This is a genomic window from Pseudomonas sp. B21-054 (assembly GCF_026016345.1).
Taxonomy (GTDB): domain Bacteria; phylum Pseudomonadota; class Gammaproteobacteria; order Pseudomonadales; family Pseudomonadaceae; genus Aquipseudomonas.
In genome coordinates, this window is the sequence record NZ_CP087204.1 from 6,186,620 (window position 1) to 6,201,586 (window position 14,967).

General features: G+C 60.9%; 13 protein-coding genes. 1 reads left to right on the forward strand and 12 read right to left on the reverse strand.

Annotated features, from left to right (window positions below):
- Nucleotides 1-3: 3 nt before the first annotated feature.
- The 3 genes from trpC to LOY70_RS26970 are packed head-to-tail and all read right to left on the reverse strand — an operon-like array spanning nucleotide 4 to nucleotide 2,489.
- Nucleotides 4-840, reverse strand: coding sequence for an indole-3-glycerol phosphate synthase TrpC (trpC, locus tag LOY70_RS26960; RefSeq protein ID WP_265031459.1), 837 nt, complete (start codon nucleotides 838-840; stop codon nucleotides 4-6).
- Nucleotides 837-1,886 (reverse strand): anthranilate phosphoribosyltransferase, encoded by a 1,050-nt coding sequence (gene trpD / locus LOY70_RS26965; RefSeq protein ID WP_265031461.1) that lies wholly within the window; start codon nucleotides 1,884-1,886, stop codon nucleotides 837-839. The genes trpC and trpD overlap by 4 nt, the downstream gene beginning before the upstream one ends.
- A gap of 9 nt (nucleotides 1,887-1,895) precedes the next feature.
- Entirely contained in the window at nucleotides 1,896-2,489 is a 594-nt protein-coding gene (locus LOY70_RS26970; RefSeq protein ID WP_123343844.1) for an aminodeoxychorismate/anthranilate synthase component II, read from the reverse strand.
- Nucleotides 2,490-2,887: 398 nt separating this feature from the next.
- On the opposite strand from LOY70_RS26970, the gene estP reads away from it, so the two are divergent.
- Nucleotides 2,888-4,795 carry an esterase EstP gene (estP, locus tag LOY70_RS26975; protein ID WP_320110193.1) on the forward strand — a complete coding sequence of 636 codons (1,908 nt, stop codon included), beginning with the start codon at nucleotides 2,888-2,890 and terminating at the stop codon, nucleotides 4,793-4,795.
- 135 nt (nucleotides 4,796-4,930) lie between these two features.
- Here estP and trpE read toward each other — a convergent pair whose 3' ends face one another.
- The 9 genes from trpE to LOY70_RS27020 all read right to left on the reverse strand — a co-directional run bounded on the left by trpE (nucleotide 4,931) and on the right by LOY70_RS27020 (nucleotide 14,882).
- Nucleotides 4,931-6,412: an anthranilate synthase component I gene (trpE, locus tag LOY70_RS26980; protein WP_265031463.1), complete on the reverse strand. Its 1,482-nt coding sequence runs from the start codon at nucleotides 6,410-6,412 to the stop codon at nucleotides 4,931-4,933.
- Nucleotides 6,413-6,482: 70 nt separating this feature from the next.
- A complete protein-coding gene (locus LOY70_RS26985) occupies nucleotides 6,483-7,301 on the reverse strand; it encodes a phosphoglycolate phosphatase (protein WP_265031465.1) in 819 nt (272 codons plus the stop codon).
- On the reverse strand, nucleotides 7,298-7,972 hold the full coding sequence (rpe, locus tag LOY70_RS26990) for a ribulose-phosphate 3-epimerase (protein ID WP_025215781.1): 675 nt from the start codon (nucleotides 7,970-7,972) through the stop codon (nucleotides 7,298-7,300). The genes LOY70_RS26985 and rpe overlap by 4 nt, the downstream gene beginning before the upstream one ends.
- A gap of 78 nt (nucleotides 7,973-8,050) precedes the next feature.
- Nucleotides 8,051-9,199 carry an iron-containing alcohol dehydrogenase gene (locus LOY70_RS26995; protein WP_265031468.1) on the reverse strand — a complete coding sequence of 383 codons (1,149 nt, stop codon included), beginning with the start codon at nucleotides 9,197-9,199 and terminating at the stop codon, nucleotides 8,051-8,053.
- 202 nt (nucleotides 9,200-9,401) lie between these two features.
- Entirely contained in the window at nucleotides 9,402-10,226 is an 825-nt protein-coding gene (locus LOY70_RS27000) for an ABC transporter permease (protein WP_265031470.1), read from the reverse strand.
- Nucleotides 10,227-10,239: 13 nt separating this feature from the next.
- Nucleotides 10,240-11,487, reverse strand: a complete 1,248-nt coding sequence (locus LOY70_RS27005) for an ABC transporter permease (RefSeq protein ID WP_265031471.1) — start codon at nucleotides 11,485-11,487, stop codon at nucleotides 10,240-10,242.
- Between the two features lie 201 nt (nucleotides 11,488-11,688).
- On the reverse strand, nucleotides 11,689-12,732 hold the full coding sequence (locus LOY70_RS27010; protein ID WP_003206153.1) for an ABC transporter substrate-binding protein: 1,044 nt from the start codon (nucleotides 12,730-12,732) through the stop codon (nucleotides 11,689-11,691).
- Between the two features lie 49 nt (nucleotides 12,733-12,781).
- On the reverse strand, nucleotides 12,782-13,906 hold the full coding sequence (locus tag LOY70_RS27015; RefSeq protein ID WP_025215785.1) for an ABC transporter ATP-binding protein: 1,125 nt from the start codon (nucleotides 13,904-13,906) through the stop codon (nucleotides 12,782-12,784).
- 346 nt (nucleotides 13,907-14,252) lie between these two features.
- A complete protein-coding gene (locus LOY70_RS27020) occupies nucleotides 14,253-14,882 on the reverse strand; it encodes a response regulator transcription factor (RefSeq protein ID WP_003177702.1) in 630 nt (209 codons plus the stop codon).
- Between the last annotated feature and the right edge of the window lie 85 nt (nucleotides 14,883-14,967).

Genomic DNA, 14,967 nt, shown 5'->3' on the forward strand with positions numbered 1-14,967 from the left:
GAGTCAGTCCAATGTCGAACCGCTTATGGGGAGACCCCGTTCAGGAAAGAACAACCGTTGCAATTCAGTGCCCGGGCTCTCGGCCCGCATGAACGCTTCGCCCACCAGGAACGCGTACACATCGCTGACTTCCATCAGCTCGACATCGGCCCGGTTGAGGATGCCGCTTTCGGTGATGACCAGGCGATCACGCGGAATGCGCGGCAACAGGTCCAGGGTGGTTTCCAGGTTGACTTCGAAGGTGTGCAGGTTGCGGTTGTTCACCCCGACCAACTTGGTATCGAGAGTCTTCAGTGCCCGCTCCAGCTCATCGCCGTCATGGACTTCGACCAATACATCCAGGTTCATGTCTTTGGCGACCGCCGCCAGCTCGGCCATTTTCACGTCGTCGAGGGCGGAAACGATCAACAACACGCAATCGGCGCCCAGCGCGCGCGCTTCGACAATCTGATACGGATCGACCATGAAATCCTTGCGGATCACCGGGAGCTTGCACGCCGCCCGCGCCTGCTTGAGGTAGTCGTCGGAGCCTTGGAAAAAGTCGATATCGGTCAGCACCGAGAGGCAGGTCGCACCGCCCTTCTCGTAGCTCCTGGCGATGTCGGCCGGAACGAAGTTCTCGCGAATCACGCCCTTGCTGGGAGAGGCCTTTTTGATTTCAGCAATCACCGCAGGCTGTTTTTTCTTGGCCTGATCGATCAGCGCCTTGGCAAAGCCGCGGGGCGCATCCGCTGAACGCGCAAGGTTTTCCAGCTCGGCCAGACTGACTCGCGAACGGCGCTCAGCCACTTCTTCGGCCTTGCGAACCAGAATTTTTTCCAGAACCGTTGGCACGCTCATCCTTCGTTCTCCACTTTGAATACGGCGGTAAATGCACCGAGTTCTTCGAGTTTTTCCCTGGCCAGGCCAGTGTGCAATGCATCGTGGGCCAGCTCCACGCCTTGCTTGAGACTGCTGGCGTGGTCGGCGGCATACAGCGCAGCGCCGGCGTTGAGCACGATCATTTCAGCGGCTTTCTGGCCGTTTTCGGTCTTGCGACGCCCCAGGGCATCGCGGATCAGTTCCAGCGATTGGGCCGGACTGTCAACCGCAAGCCCGTGCAGGCTCTGGCTCTTCATGCCCAGGTCTTCAGGTTCGACCCAATATTCGCTGATCTGATCATTTTTTAGTTCGGCGACAAACGTGGGTGCCGCCAGGCTGAACTCGTCCAGGCCGTCCTTCGAATGGACCACCAGGATGTGCTTGCTGCCCATGCGTTGCAGGACTTCAGCCAAAGGCCGGCACAATGCCTGGCTGAACACGCCGACCACCTGATGTTTCACGCCGGCCGGATTCGTAAGCGGGCCGAGCATATTGAACAGCGTGCGCAGCCCCAGGTCACGGCGGGGCGCGGCGGCATGCTTCATGGCGCGGTGGTGGGTCTGGGCGAACATGAAGCCGATGCCGACATTGTCGATGCAGCGCGCCACCTGGACCGGAGTCAGGTTCAAGTAGATGCCGGCCGCTTCCAGCAGATCGGCACTGCCGCTCTTGCCGGAGACGGCACGGTTGCCATGCTTGGCCACGGTGCAGCCCGCCGCCGCAACCACGAACGCCGCCGCCGTGGAAACGTTGAAAATATTGGCGCCGTCACCGCCGGTACCGACCACATCCACCACGCCGTCCAGGGTCTTGAGTTCGACCTTGTCCGCCAATTCGCGCATCACCGAGACCGCGCCGACGATTTCATCGATGCTCTCGCTCTTCATGCGCATGGCCATCATGAATGCGCCGATCTGCGCATCCGTGCATTGGCCGGTCATGATTTCGCGCATCACGTCGCGCATCTCGTCAGTGCTCAAGTCGAGATGGCCGACAATACGGCTCAGGGCTGTCTTGATATCCATGAAAAGTCCTTAGCGCGTGCCGCCGGTTTGTTTGAGGAAGTTGGCGAACAGTTCGTGGCCCTGCTCGGTGAGAATAGACTCGGGATGAAATTGCACACCTTCGATATTCAGCGTCTTGTGGCGCAGCCCCATGATTTCATCCACCGAACCGTCTTCAAGCTGGGTCCAGGCGGTCAGTTCCAGGCAATCGGGCAGGGTTTCACGCTTGACGATCAGGGAATGGTAGCGGGTGACGGTCAACGGAAGATTCAGCCCTTCGAACACGCCCTTGTCCTCGTGAAATACCGGGCTAGTCTTACCGTGCATCACTTGACGGGCACGCACCACATCGCCGCCGAACGCTTGGCCAATCGACTGATGCCCCAGGCAAACGCCCAGGATCGGCAGTTTGCCGGCGAAATACTTGATGGCTTCGATGGAAATGCCCGCCTCGGTCGGCGTGCAAGGACCGGGCGAGACCACGATGCGCTCAGGCTTGAGGGCTTCGATCTCAGCGATGGTCAGTTCGTCGTTGCGCACGACCTTGACCTCGGAGCCGAGCTCGCCGAGGTATTGCACAACGTTGTAGGTAAAAGAGTCGTAGTTATCGATCATCAGCAACATGGCGTAAGCAACCTATTGAATTCACTGACTTTAAATACAGCCTTCGGAGAGTGACCCGCACGGTGCTGCGCTTGGCACGGCGTCTGATGCGCCAGCGAAGCGGTTTTCAAGCGGGTAACGAAGGCAAATCGGTAAAGGTCCGGCAAGGCCGGCGGAGAACGTTCAGGCGCGCCAACGCCAACGGGCGTGTGCCTTGATCATTTGATCCAGGAGTTTGCTGACAATCGACACAGGGGAAGTCTCGTTCATACGTCCCGGCACAGTAGCTTAGCTGGACGGAGCACGCAATATGACCGACCCCGAAGCGCTTTGAAACAAGCACAAAGCTTGCTGATGGAGGGGGCAGAACATCGGTTTTTTTGGTGTTTTCATTGTGTTCAATTGAAATGGAATTTTTCATGATCAGACAGACGTTATTCGCGCCAATCACCGGCTGCCTGTTGGCGATGGCTTGCGCCCAGGCCAATGCCGCACCCAACCCCTATTCGAGCTTCATCGTATTCGGTGACAGCCTCAACGACGCCGGCCAGTTGACCGACTCGGGCGGACCATCCGGGGCCACCCGACGCTTTACCAACCGCACCGGTCCGGTTTATCTGGACGGCAGTGGCGAAGTCTATTCCGCCAACTCCACCCAACTGCTCGGCGGACGGCTGGGATTTTCCGACGATGAGACGGCAGCCTCCACCTCGGCGGTACGCGCCAGCGAGGGCCTGGCGGACGGTAACAACTGGGCGGTGGGAGGCTATCGTACCGACCAGATCCTCAACTCGATTACCACTGTTTCCAATACCGGCGAGCGCAGTCGTATCGGTTACCTGGCGGCCAATGGTCTTCGCGCCGATCCGAATGCGCTGTATTACATCTCCGGTGGCGGTAACGACTTTCTCCAGGGGTTGGTGTTGACCGGCGCCCAGGCGACGGCCGCCGCGGACCGTCTGGCTGACAGTGTCCAGGTCTTGCAAACCGCCGGGGCTCGCTATGTGATGGTCTGGTTGCTGCCCGACCTGGGCCTGACCCCGGCGCTCAATGGCGGCCCGTTTCAAGGCGCATTCTCCCAACTCAGCAATCAATTCAACCAGCAACTGACCACGCGCTTGCAAGGCATCGCCGCCGAAGTCATTCCACTGAATATTCCCCTGTTGCTGAAGGAAAGCTTCGCCGATCCCGCACGATTCGGCTTCGCCACCAACGAGAACCTCACCGCGACCTGCTTCAGTGGCAACGGCTGTACGGAAAACGCCACGTATGGCATCAACAGCGCCACGCCGAACCCCACCAAGTTGATTTACAACGACTCGGTCCACCCTACTGAGGCCGGTCAGAAACTGATCGCCGACTACGCCTACTCCCTGCTCGCGGCGCCGTGGGAACTGACGTTGTTGCCGGAAATGGCCCACTCGACCCTGCGCGCCCACCAGGATGAGTTGCGCAGCCAATGGCAGTCGGATTGGGAGAACTGGCAGGCGGTCGGTCAATGGCGGGCGATCGTCGCGGGCGGCGGCCAGCATCTGGACATGGACAGCCAGGGCAGTAGCGCCAGCGCCGACGGCAGCGGCTACAGCCTGAACATCGGTGGCAGTTATCGCCTGAACGAGGCCTGGCGCGTGGGTGTGGCCGCCGGTGTCTACCGCCAGGACCTGGAGGCCGGTCATAACGACTCGGACTACAAGCTCAACAGCTACCTGGCGACCGCTTTCGCCCAGTTCCAGCAAAACCGCTGGTGGGCCGATGCGGCGCTGACCGGTGGCAAGCTCGACTACGACAACCTGGAGCGCAAGTTCGACCTGGGCGTCAACGAAGCGCAGGAGAAAGGCGACACCGACGGCCATCTCTGGGCATTCAGCACGCGCTTGGGTTACGACATTGCCCAACCGGGCAGTGAATGGCACCTGTCGCCATTTATCAGCGCTGACTATGCGAAGGTGGAAGTCGATGGCTACTCGGAAAAGAGCAATCGCTCCACCGCCCTGACCTTCGATGATCAGAGCCGTGACTCGAAACGCCTGGGCGTTGGCTTGCAGGGCAAATACAACTTTACCCGCCAGACCCAGGTGTTTGGCGAATATACCCACGAGCGCGAGTACGAAGACGACACGCAAAAGGTCAACATCGCCCTCAACAGCCTGCCCGCCAACGACTTCACGCTGGAAGGCTATACGCCACAGAGCCACCTGAATCGCCTGAGCCTGGGGGTCAGCCACAAGTTGACTAACGATCTGGCGTTGCGGGGCGGTTATACGTTGCGCAAGGATGATGACTTCACCCAGCAAGGGGTGAGCCTGGGAGTCAGCCTGGACTTTTGATTGTTCAGAACCATGTGGGAGCGAGCTTGCTCGCGATGGGGTTGCCATGTTCAACCAATCGGTCGACTGACAGTCCGCCATCGCGAGCAAGCTCGCTCCCACAGTTGATCGTGCCTACCTGAAGGACTGCAGGCTTCAGTCCTTCGGAGTCTGCTCCGCCAGCGCCACGGCGCGGAACATGGCCCGGCGTTTGTTCAAGGTTTCTTCCCATTCCAAGGCAGGTACCGAGTCGGCGACGATACCGCCGCCGGCCTGCACGTGCAGCTCACCGTTCTTGATCACGGCTGTGCGGATGGCAATGGCGGTGTCCATGTTGCCGTTCCAGGCAAAGTAACCCACGGCCCCGCCGTACACGCCACGCTTGACCGGCTCCAGTTCGTCGATGATTTCCATCGCACGGATTTTCGGCGCGCCGGACAAAGTCCCTGCTGGCAGGATCGCCCGCAAAGCGTCCATCGCCGTCAGCCCGGCCTTCAACTGGCCGGTGACGTTGGAAACAATGTGCATCACGTTGGAATAACGCTCGATGACCATTTTCTCGGTGAGCTTCACCGAACCGACTTCCGAGACCCGCCCGGTGTCGTTGCGGCCCAGGTCGATCAGCATCAGGTGCTCGGCGATTTCCTTGTCGTCCGACAGCAGGTCCTCTTCCAGCGCCCGATCAGCCTCCTCCGTAGCGCCACGGGGGCGGGTGCCGGCAATCGGCCGCACGGTGATCAGGTTATCTTCGACCCGCACCAGCACTTCCGGCGAACTGCCCACGACATGGAAATCGCCGAAATTGAAGAAGTACATGTAAGGCGTCGGGTTGAAGCAGCGCAGCGCCCGGTACAGGTCGATGGGCGCGGCCTTGAAGTCGATGGACATCCGTTGCGACGGCACCACCTGCATGCAATCGCCCGCCAGGATGTACTCCTTGATGGTATCGACGGCGCGTTCGTAATCGTCCTGGGTAAAACTGGAACGGAACACCGGATCGGCCGCCGACTGTTTGCTGAAATCCAGGCCGGGACGCGGGGTGATCGGCTGGCGGAGCTTTTCCAGCAAAGCCTGCAGGCTTTTCTGCCCTTGCTCGTAGGCATCTTCCTGGGAAGGGTCGGCCAGGACGATGGCGTGCATCTTGCCAGCGAGGTTATCGAAAACCACGACCGCGTCGGAAACCATCAGCAAAATGTCCGGAACACCCAACGGATCGGGGTTCGGGCAAGTGCCCAGGCGTTTTTCCACGTAGCGCACGCAGTCGTAGCCGAAATACCCCACCAATCCACCGTTGAAACGCGGCAGGCCAGGGATGGTTGGCACGTTGTAGCGGGCCTTGAAGGTTTCGACGAAGGCCAGCGGGTCTTCGACCTCGAGGCTTTCGATCTCGACATCATCGTGGGTCACGCTGATGCGATGGTCATGGACCCGCAGTACCGTGCGGCACGGCAGGCCGATAATGGAGTAACGGCCCCACTTCTCCCCGCCCTGCACCGATTCGAGCAGGTAGGAGTTGGGCTGGTCGGCCAGCTTGAGATAGATCGACAGCGGCGTATCGAAGTCGGCCAGGGTTTCGCAGGCAAGCGGGATGCGGTTGTAGCCGGCAGCGGCTAGACGCAGGAATTCTTCGCGATTCATGAGGTGCCTCGTGGCAAGAGGAGCTGACAGTCAGGTATGCAAACGCGCCGGATAACCGGCCAGGATCAGGTCAGGCGCGCCAACGCCAGCGGGCCAGGGCCTTCATGACTTTCATCCAGAGTTTGCGAGTGACCACCACGATGGCGTTTCCAGAAGAGGGTTGAACAGCGTCGGGCAACGTTATCTCAGCGGCCGGGTCCAGGCAACCGGGAATTAGCAGGCGCAAATCGTCGATTACCAGGGTGGGAAACTCTTCGGCGATCGGGCGGCCATGGTTGTAGCCATAACTCAACGCCACGCACTTGACCCCCGCCGCCTTCGCCGCCAGCACATCGCTGCGCGAGTCACCGACGAACAACGATTGGGAGGCCGGGATGTTGGCCATTTTCATTACAAAGAACAGCGCGGCCGGGTCAGGCTTTTTCTGTGGCAAGGTGTCGCCGCCGATGATCCAGCGAAAATAACGGCCGATTTTCATCTGATCCAGCAAGGGCGCGACGAAGCGCTCCGGCTTGTTGGTGATCAGCGCCATTTCCACGCCTTGCTTTTGCAACCATTTGAGCGTGGAGCGCACACCGGGGTAGACCACCGTCAATTCGTGATTGCCTTCGTAGGCCTCATTGAACAGTTCCATTGCCCGCTCGGCCTCGGCCTCATCGACACCCTGGGCATCGATGTGATTGGCCAGTGCCCGGCGCACCAGCATGGGCGCGCCGTTGCCGACCCACTGGCGCACCGAATCGATACCAGCAGGCGCGCGTCCGAGCTTGAGCAGCATGTGGTCCACGGCCGCCGCGAGGTCTGGGACCGAATCGACCAATGTGCCATCAAGGTCGAACATCACCAGGCGCGGCAGGCTGCCGGGAAACAGCTGCTCGAAGCCGCTCATGGGCGCGCCAGGGCCAGTTCAGCGCGCATCTTTTCAATCACCTCTTTGTAGTCCGGTGCATTGAAGATCGCCGAGCCTGCGACAAAGGTATCGGCGCCAGCGGCGGCGATTTCGCGAATGTTGCCCACGTTCACGCCACCATCGATTTCCAGGCGGATGTCACGCCCCGAGGCATCGATCAATGCGCGGGCTTCGCGCAGCTTGTCGAGGGTGCCGGGGATGAATTTCTGTCCGCCGAAGCCTGGGTTGACGCTCATGAGCAGGATCATGTCGACCTTGTCCATCACGTACTTGAGCACGTCCAAGGGCGTTGCCGGGTTGAACACCAGGCCGGCCTTGCAACCACCTTCACGGATCAACTGCAGGGAGCGATCGATGTGCAGCGTGGCTTCAGGGTGGAAAGTGATGTAGGTGGCGCCGGCCTCGATGAAGTCGCCGACGATGCGGTCCACCGGGCTCACCATCAGGTGTGCGTCGATTGGCGCGGTGACGCCATACTTGCGCAACGCCGCGCAGACCATCGGGCCGATGGTCAGGTTGGGTACGTAGTGATTGTCCATGACATCGAAGTGCACGATGTCGGCCCCGGCGGCCAGAACGTTGTCCACTTCCTCGCCCAGGCGGGCGAAGTCGGCGGAGAGAATCGACGGAGCAATAGCGAAGGGCTGCATGACGCACCTGTTTTGAGCGAAATCACGATGGCGCGCATTGTATACCGCAAGATTTGGCGCGCCCACCGTGACAGTCGATCAATACGCCGCGCGGTAAATCTTCTCGATATCGCTGGCGGTCAGTTTGCGTGGATTGTTGCGCATCAACCGCTCTATCCCCGCCGCCTCCACCGCCATCGAGGGGATCACCTCCTCGGTCACGCCCAGACCGCTCAGGCCCTTGGGAATTTCCACGGCGGCGCACAGCGCGATCATGGCCTCCACGGCTTCGTCGGCGGCCTCAAGATCGCTCAAATGGGCGGTCTTGAGCCCCATGGCTTCGGCGATATCGCGCATGCGCTCGACACAGGCCAACTTGTTCCACGCCATGACATAGGGCAGCAACAAGGCGTTGGCGACGCCATGGGAGACATGAAAACGCCCGCCTAACGGATAAGCCAGCGCATGCACCGCCCCGACCCCGGCGTTGCCGAACGCCATGCCGGCCATCAGGCTGGCGGTGGCCATGTCTTCACGGGCCTGCAGGTGGGCGGGGTTGGCGTAGGCCTTGGGCAGTGCGGGGGTGATCAGCTTGATTGCGCCGATGGCCAGGGCATCGGTGATCGGCGAGGCATTGAGTGACAGGTAGGCCTCGATGGCATGCACCAGCGCGTCGACACCACTGGACGCCGTGACCCCGCGAGGGCATGTGAGGGTCATTTGCGGGCTGACCAGCGCCACGTCCGGCAACAGATAATCGCTGACAATGCCTTTTTTCAGCTGCGCGGCCTTGTCGGACAGGATCGCCACGTTGGTGACTTCCGAGCCCGTACCGGCCGTGGTCGGGATGGCAATCAACGGCGGGCCTTTGCGCGGCACCTGGTCGACGCCGAACAGGTCCTCCAGCTCGCCGTGATAACCGGCGTAGGCCCCCACGCACTTGGCGATGTCGATCGCGCTGCCGCCGCCCAGGCCGATCAACCCATCATGGCCACCGTCACGGTAGGCCTGCATGCAGTCCTTGACGATGGCGATTTCCGGATCAGGCATCACCCGGTCGAAAATCTCGTAGTCACGCCCGCCCAAGTGTTGCAGGGCCAGCTCCACGGTGCCGGACCTGACCAGCGCCGCGTCGGTGACGATCAGCGGGTTGTCGACGTCCAGCCGCGTCAGCTCCGCGGCCAGTTGCTCGATGGCAGCGGCACCGGTGATCAGTTTGTGGGCGATCTTGAATGAGGAAAGACTCATGTGCGCGGCCTCTTGTTCGAGTGTGGGCTGGCACAAGAATAGCTCGGTATTGGGGGTTGTCTGCTATTCAGCTTATGAATACACCTTAGGTCCCTGTGGGAGCGAGCTTGCTCGCGATAGCGGTGGAACATTCAACATTGATGCTGAATGTCAGTGCGCTATCGCGAGCAAGCTCGCTCCCACATTTGGACAACGCTGACCTTCAGACCTGGGCCGTGCGCAACTTCTCGCTACGCCCACGCAACCACTCCAGGGTCAGCAGCAGGATCACCGAGAAGGCAATCAGCAGCGTCGCCGCGGCGGCGATGGTCGGGCTGAGGTTTTCGCGGATGCCGCTGAACATCTGCCGTGGCAGGGTGGCCTGCTCGGGGCCGGCCAGGAACAGGGTCACCACCACTTCATCGAACGACGTCGCGAAGGCGAACAGCGCGCCGGAGATCACCCCCGGGGCGATCAGTGGCAGGGTCACCCGACGAAACGCCGTCAGCGGCGAAGCGCCAAGGCTGGCGGCCGCCCGGACCAGGTTGTGATTAAAGCCCTGCAAGGTCGCCGACACCGTGATGATGACGAACGGCACGCCCAACACGGCGTGGACCACGATCAGCGAGAGGAAACTGTTGCCCATCCCCAACGGCGCGAAAAACAGGTAGCTGGCGACCCCGATGATCACCACCGGCACCACCATCGGCGAAATCACCAGGGCCATCACCAGCGCCTTGCCCGGGAAGTCGCCACGGGTCAGGCCGATGGCCGCCAGGGTGCCGAAGATCATCGCCAGCAACGTCGCCGCCGGCGCCACGACGATGCTGTTCTTCAACGCCCGCATCCATTCGGCCGAGGCAAAGAAGTCGTGGTACCACTGCAGCGAAAAGCCTTGCAGCGGGTACACCAGGAAGCTGCCGGAGTTGAACGACAGTGGAATGATCACCAGCACCGGCAGGATCAGGAACAACAGGATCAACCCGCAGAGTATGCGCAGACTGTAGAACCACACCCGCTCGATGGGGGACATGTAAGGACTCACCATTTTCGATCTCCCCTTAGCTCAGGCGCAGGCGACTGGCGCCCACCAACCAGCTGTAAATCAGATAAAGCACGATGGTCGCCAGCAACAGCAGCCCACCAAGCGCCGTGGCCATGCCCCAGTTGATGCTGGTGTTGGTGTAGAACGCAACGAAGTAACTGACCATCTGATCGTTCGGGCTGCCCAGCAGCGCCGGGGTGATGTAGTAGCCGATGGCGAGGATGAACACCAACAGGCAACCGGCGCCGACACCGGCATAGGTCTGCGGGAAGTACACCCGCCAGAAACTCGCGAACGGATGGCAGCCCAGGGAAATCGCCGCACGCATGTAGGTGGGCGAGATGCCCTTCATGACGCTGTAGATCGGCAGGATCATGAACGGCAGCAGGATATGGACCATGGAGATGTACACACCGGTGCGGTTGAACACCAGCTCCAGGGGCTTATCGATGATACCCATGGCCATCAGGCCACTGTTGATCAGGCCACCCGACTGCAGCAACACGATCCACGCCGCCACTCGCACCAGGATCGAGGTCCAGAACGGCAGCAGCACCAGGATCATCAACAGGTTACTTTGGCGCGACGGCAGGTTCGCCAGCAGGTAGGCCAGCGGATAGGCCAGCACCAGGCAGATCGCGGTGATCACCAGGCCCATCCAGAACGTACGGGTGAAAATATCCAGGTAAATCGCCTGGTCGGGGGTGGCCGGGGCCAGCTCACCGAGGTCGTCGATACGGTGATCGACAGCTGCCAGCAGGTAATACGGGGTGACGTTGCTGGTGTTGCGGCGGATGACCTGCCAGTACGCCGGATCGCCCCAGCGCTCGTCGAGGCTTTCCAACGCTTCTTTATAAGAGGCCGGCTCGGTGGCAAATGGCAGCGCACGGGCGGTCTTGGTCAGCAGGCTGCGATAGCCGGCCAGTTCCATGTTCAGGCGCTTGGACAAGTCGCCCAGGGTCTGATTCTTGCGGGCTTCGGCCAGGTCTTCACTGGCCGCCTTGTACACCGGTTCACCCGGCAATCCACGTCCATCCCACACGGCGACCGCAGCCACGGTGCGCGGCATGGCGCCGACTACTTCCGGGTTGCTGACGCTTTTGAACAGCAGCGCCACGATCGGCACCAGGAACACCAGCAACAGAAACAGCACCAGCGGCGCGATCAAGGCCTGTGCCTTCCAGCGGTTGACCCGCTCGGCATGTTTGAGCCGCTGCTTCAGGGTGGGGCTGGTGCCCGCGTTCAGTGGAACGGCGATGGCCATGGCGAACTCCGCAATCTTCTTGATCGTTACAGGGGCGGCGGACCGCCTCTGTTCTTTTGAAACACCCGATTGGAGCAAGAACCGGTGGGAGCGAGCTTGCTCGCGATGGCTATGGCACATTCAATATTGATGTGTCTGACAAACCGCTATCGCGAGCAAGCTCGCTCCCACATGGATCTCATCCAGCTTCAGACAGTCGGGTTACTTGGCCGCCCAGGAGTTGAACCGCTGCTCCAGTTGTTCACCGTTGTCAGCCCAGAAGCTGACGTCGATCTGCACCTGGTTGGCGATGTTTTCCGGGGTGGTCGGCATGTCTTTGAGGACATCCTTGGCCAGTAACGGAACGGCTTGGGTATTGGCCGGGCCGTAGGCGATGTTTTCCGAGTAGGTCTTCTGCTGCTGCGGCGCTACCGAGAAGGCGATGAACTTCTTCGCAGCTTCGGCACGGGTCTTGTCCAGGCCACGCGGGATGGCCCAGGCGTCGAAGTCGTAGATGCCACCGTTCCACACCACTTTCAGGTTGCTTTCCTTCTGTACCGCGGCGATCCGGCCGTTGTAGGCCGAGCTCATGACCACGTCACCGGAAGCCAGGTACTGCGGCGGCTGGGCGCCAGCTTCCCACCACTGGATGTTTGGCTTGAGTTCGTCGAGCTTCTTGAAGGCGCGATCCTGGCCGTCTTTGCCGGCCAGTACCTTGTAGACGTCCTTCGGCGCGACACCGTCGGCCATCAGGGCGAATTCCAGGGTGTACTTGGCGCCTTTACGCAGGCCACGCTTGCCCGGGAATTGTTTAGTGTCCCAGAAGTCCGCCCAACTGGTCGGCGCGGTTTTCAGTTTGTCGGCGTTGTAGGCCAGCACGGTCGACCAGACGAAGAAGCCTACGCCGCAAGGCTGGATGGCGCCCTTGACGTAGTCTTCAGCCTTGCCGAACAAGGCCGGGTCCAGTTGCTCGAACATGTCTTCGTCACAACCACGGGACAATTCCGGGGACTCGACTTCCACCAGGTCCCAGGAGACGCTCTTGGTGTCGACCATGGCCTTGACCTTGGCCATTTCGCCGTTGTACTCGCCAGCCACGATCTTGCCATTGCCGGCCGCTTCCCACGGTGCGTAAAAGGCTTTGACCTGAGCCGCCTTGTTCGCCCCGCCAAAAGACACCACGGTCAGGTCCGGGCCCGCCGCCATCGCGCTTGCCGCACCCATCATGCCCAGTGTCAGGGCTGTGAACTTCAGGGATCTCAACATTTATTGTTCTCTCCACGTGCAGGGTTGGTGTTGGTACAGCAGGGGGCGATCAATTCGCCTCTAGAAGGGGATCGAGCGCACGCACATGCTCGACTTGCCAGCCAAGCGGAACCACGTCGCCGACGGCCAGCCCGGGGTCGAGCTCGGCAATCGGTTGTTTCACGAAGAAGTCGTTCTTGCCGCAGACTTCCAGGCGAACCCGGACGTGGTCGCCCAGATAGATGAATTCCGCCACCCTCCCTGAGAAGCGGTTGACGCATTGTTCGCTTGCGCCGTTGAGGCTTACCCGCTCCGGGCGGATCGACAGGGTCACCGGCTCGCCGGGCTGGCCGACATTCACCGCCAGTGCCTCAACCTTTTCACCGCGTCCCAGCTCCACCAGGCAGCGGTCGCCGGTGTGGCTGTGCAGGCGGCCATTGAGGCGGTTGTTCTCGCCGATGAAGTTGGCGACGAAGGTGTTTTTCGGCTCTTCATAAAGCGTGCGCGGTGGGGCGATCTGCTGGATCTCACCCTGATGGAACACCGCCACGCGGTCGGACATGGTCAAGGCTTCGCCCTGGTCGTGGGTCACGTAGACCACGGTCACGCCGAGGCGCTGATGCAGGTGTTTGATTTCCATCTGCATGTGTTCACGCAGTTGCTTGTCCAGTGCGCCGAGAGGTTCGTCCATCAGCACCAGTTGCGGCTCGAACACCAGGGCCCGGGCCAAGGCCACCCGTTGCTGCTGGCCGCCGGACAATTGCGCCGGGTAGCGTTGGGCAAACGTGTCCAGCTGGACCATGCTCAAGACGCGCTTGACCCGATCACTCACGTCGCTCTTGTTCAGGCCACGCACGGTCAGCGGGAACGCGAGGTTCTCGGCAACGGTCATGTGCGGGAACAAGGCGTAATTCTGGAACACCATGCCGATGTCACGCTTGTGCGGCGGCACATTGTTGATGGAACGCCCGGCCAGTTGGATTTCACCGGCAGTGGGGGTTTCAAACCCGGCGAGCATCATCAGGCTGGTGGTCTTGCCGGAGCCGGACGGCCCGAGCAGGGTCAGGAATTCGCCTTTGCGAATGTCCAGGTTGAGGTCCTTGACGATCAGGTTCTCGCCATCGTAGCTCTTTTGCACACCACGAAAGCTGACCAGCACATCGCTGGTCCCCGCGCTTGAATCAACCTGGCTCATACCCGCACCTTTTGTATTGATGACTGCTTGTGAGTCAAGCCTAGTGGAGCCTGGGGCCTGCGCAAATCGGGACGCAGGAGAGAATCGCCTCAGCCGGATGGAAGAGTCGGGGTAGGGATTGCCCTACAGGGATGGCGGGATTGGATAAGGGCAGCGCTCAGTGATGAGCCGCAAGCTGCAAGCGTGGGGCAAAAGCGCTGCTGGGGTGTGTCGCAAATAGGTATGTCAACGCACCTCCCTGTGGGAGCGAGCTTGCTCGCGATAGCGGCATATCAGCCAATACAGCGCTGAATGGTACGACGCCATCGCGAGCAAGCTCGCTCCCACAAGGGAATTGCGGTGAAGGTTAGAGCAACTTGTGCTCCATCGCATACTTCACCAGTTCCGCCAATGAGGTGATGTTGAGTTTCTGCATCAACCGCGCCTTGTGGGTGCTGATGGTTTTGCTGCTCAGGGCCAGTTGCTGGGCGATGTCGTTGACGTTGGCGCCCTGGGCCAGGCGCTCGAAAACCGAGAATTCGCGTTCGGACAGCAGCGAATGCAGCGGGCGGGTGTCGGTCAGGCCGACTTCGAAGACCATGCGGTCGGCCAGGTCCGGATCGATGTAGCGTCCGCCGGCCGCGACCTTGCGAATCGCCATGAGCAACAAGGCCGGGTCGCTGTCCTTGGTCGCGTAGCCGGCGGCACCGACCTTCAGCGCCCGGGCCGCCATTTGTGCCTCATCATGCATCGACAACACCAGAATGGCCGGCGGGTTGTTCAGCGCCCGGATCCGCGGGATCGCCTCCAGGCCATTGACGCCCGGCATGGAAATATCCAGCAGCACCACTTCGCAGGGTACATGCCGCAGGGTCTCGAGCAACTGTTCGCCATTGCTCGCCTCCCCTACCACTAAAAGGTCCTTTGCCAGGCCAATCAACTGCTTGATGCCCTCACGGACGATGGTGTGGTCTTCGGCTACCAGTACACGGATCACATGCTTCTCCAGATTCAGGATCTCATCGCGAGCAAGCTCGCTCCCACAGGGTTTGTGTACACCTCAATCAATGTGGGAGCGAGCT

Bases quoted from the DNA above. Each gene is read 5' to 3' on its own strand.
- LOY70_RS27015 (WP_025215785.1), bottom strand. From the start codon at position 13,906: ATGAGCCAGGTTGATTCAAGCGCGGGGACCAGCGATGTGCTGGTCAGC.
- LOY70_RS26970 (WP_123343844.1), bottom strand. From the start codon at position 2,489: ATGTTGCTGATGATCGATAACTACGACTCTTTTACCTACAACGTTGTG.
- LOY70_RS27000 (WP_265031470.1), bottom strand. From the start codon at position 10,226: ATGGTGAGTCCTTACATGTCCCCCATCGAGCGGGTGTGGTTCTACAGT.
- LOY70_RS26985 (WP_265031465.1), bottom strand. From the start codon at position 7,301: ATGAGCGGCTTCGAGCAGCTGTTTCCCGGCAGCCTGCCGCGCCTGGTG.
- trpE (WP_265031463.1), bottom strand. From the start codon at position 6,412: ATGAATCGCGAAGAATTCCTGCGTCTAGCCGCTGCCGGCTACAACCGC.
- estP (WP_320110193.1), top strand. From the start codon at position 2,888: ATGATCAGACAGACGTTATTCGCGCCAATCACCGGCTGCCTGTTGGCG.
- trpC (WP_265031459.1), bottom strand. From the start codon at position 840: ATGAGCGTGCCAACGGTTCTGGAAAAAATTCTGGTTCGCAAGGCCGAA.
- LOY70_RS26995 (WP_265031468.1), bottom strand. From the start codon at position 9,199: ATGAGTCTTTCCTCATTCAAGATCGCCCACAAACTGATCACCGGTGCC.
- LOY70_RS27010 (WP_003206153.1), bottom strand. From the start codon at position 12,732: ATGTTGAGATCCCTGAAGTTCACAGCCCTGACACTGGGCATGATGGGT.
- rpe (WP_025215781.1), bottom strand. From the start codon at position 7,972: ATGCAGCCCTTCGCTATTGCTCCGTCGATTCTCTCCGCCGACTTCGCC.
- trpD (WP_265031461.1), bottom strand. From the start codon at position 1,886: ATGGATATCAAGACAGCCCTGAGCCGTATTGTCGGCCATCTCGACTTG.
- LOY70_RS27005 (WP_265031471.1), bottom strand. From the start codon at position 11,487: ATGGCCATCGCCGTTCCACTGAACGCGGGCACCAGCCCCACCCTGAAG.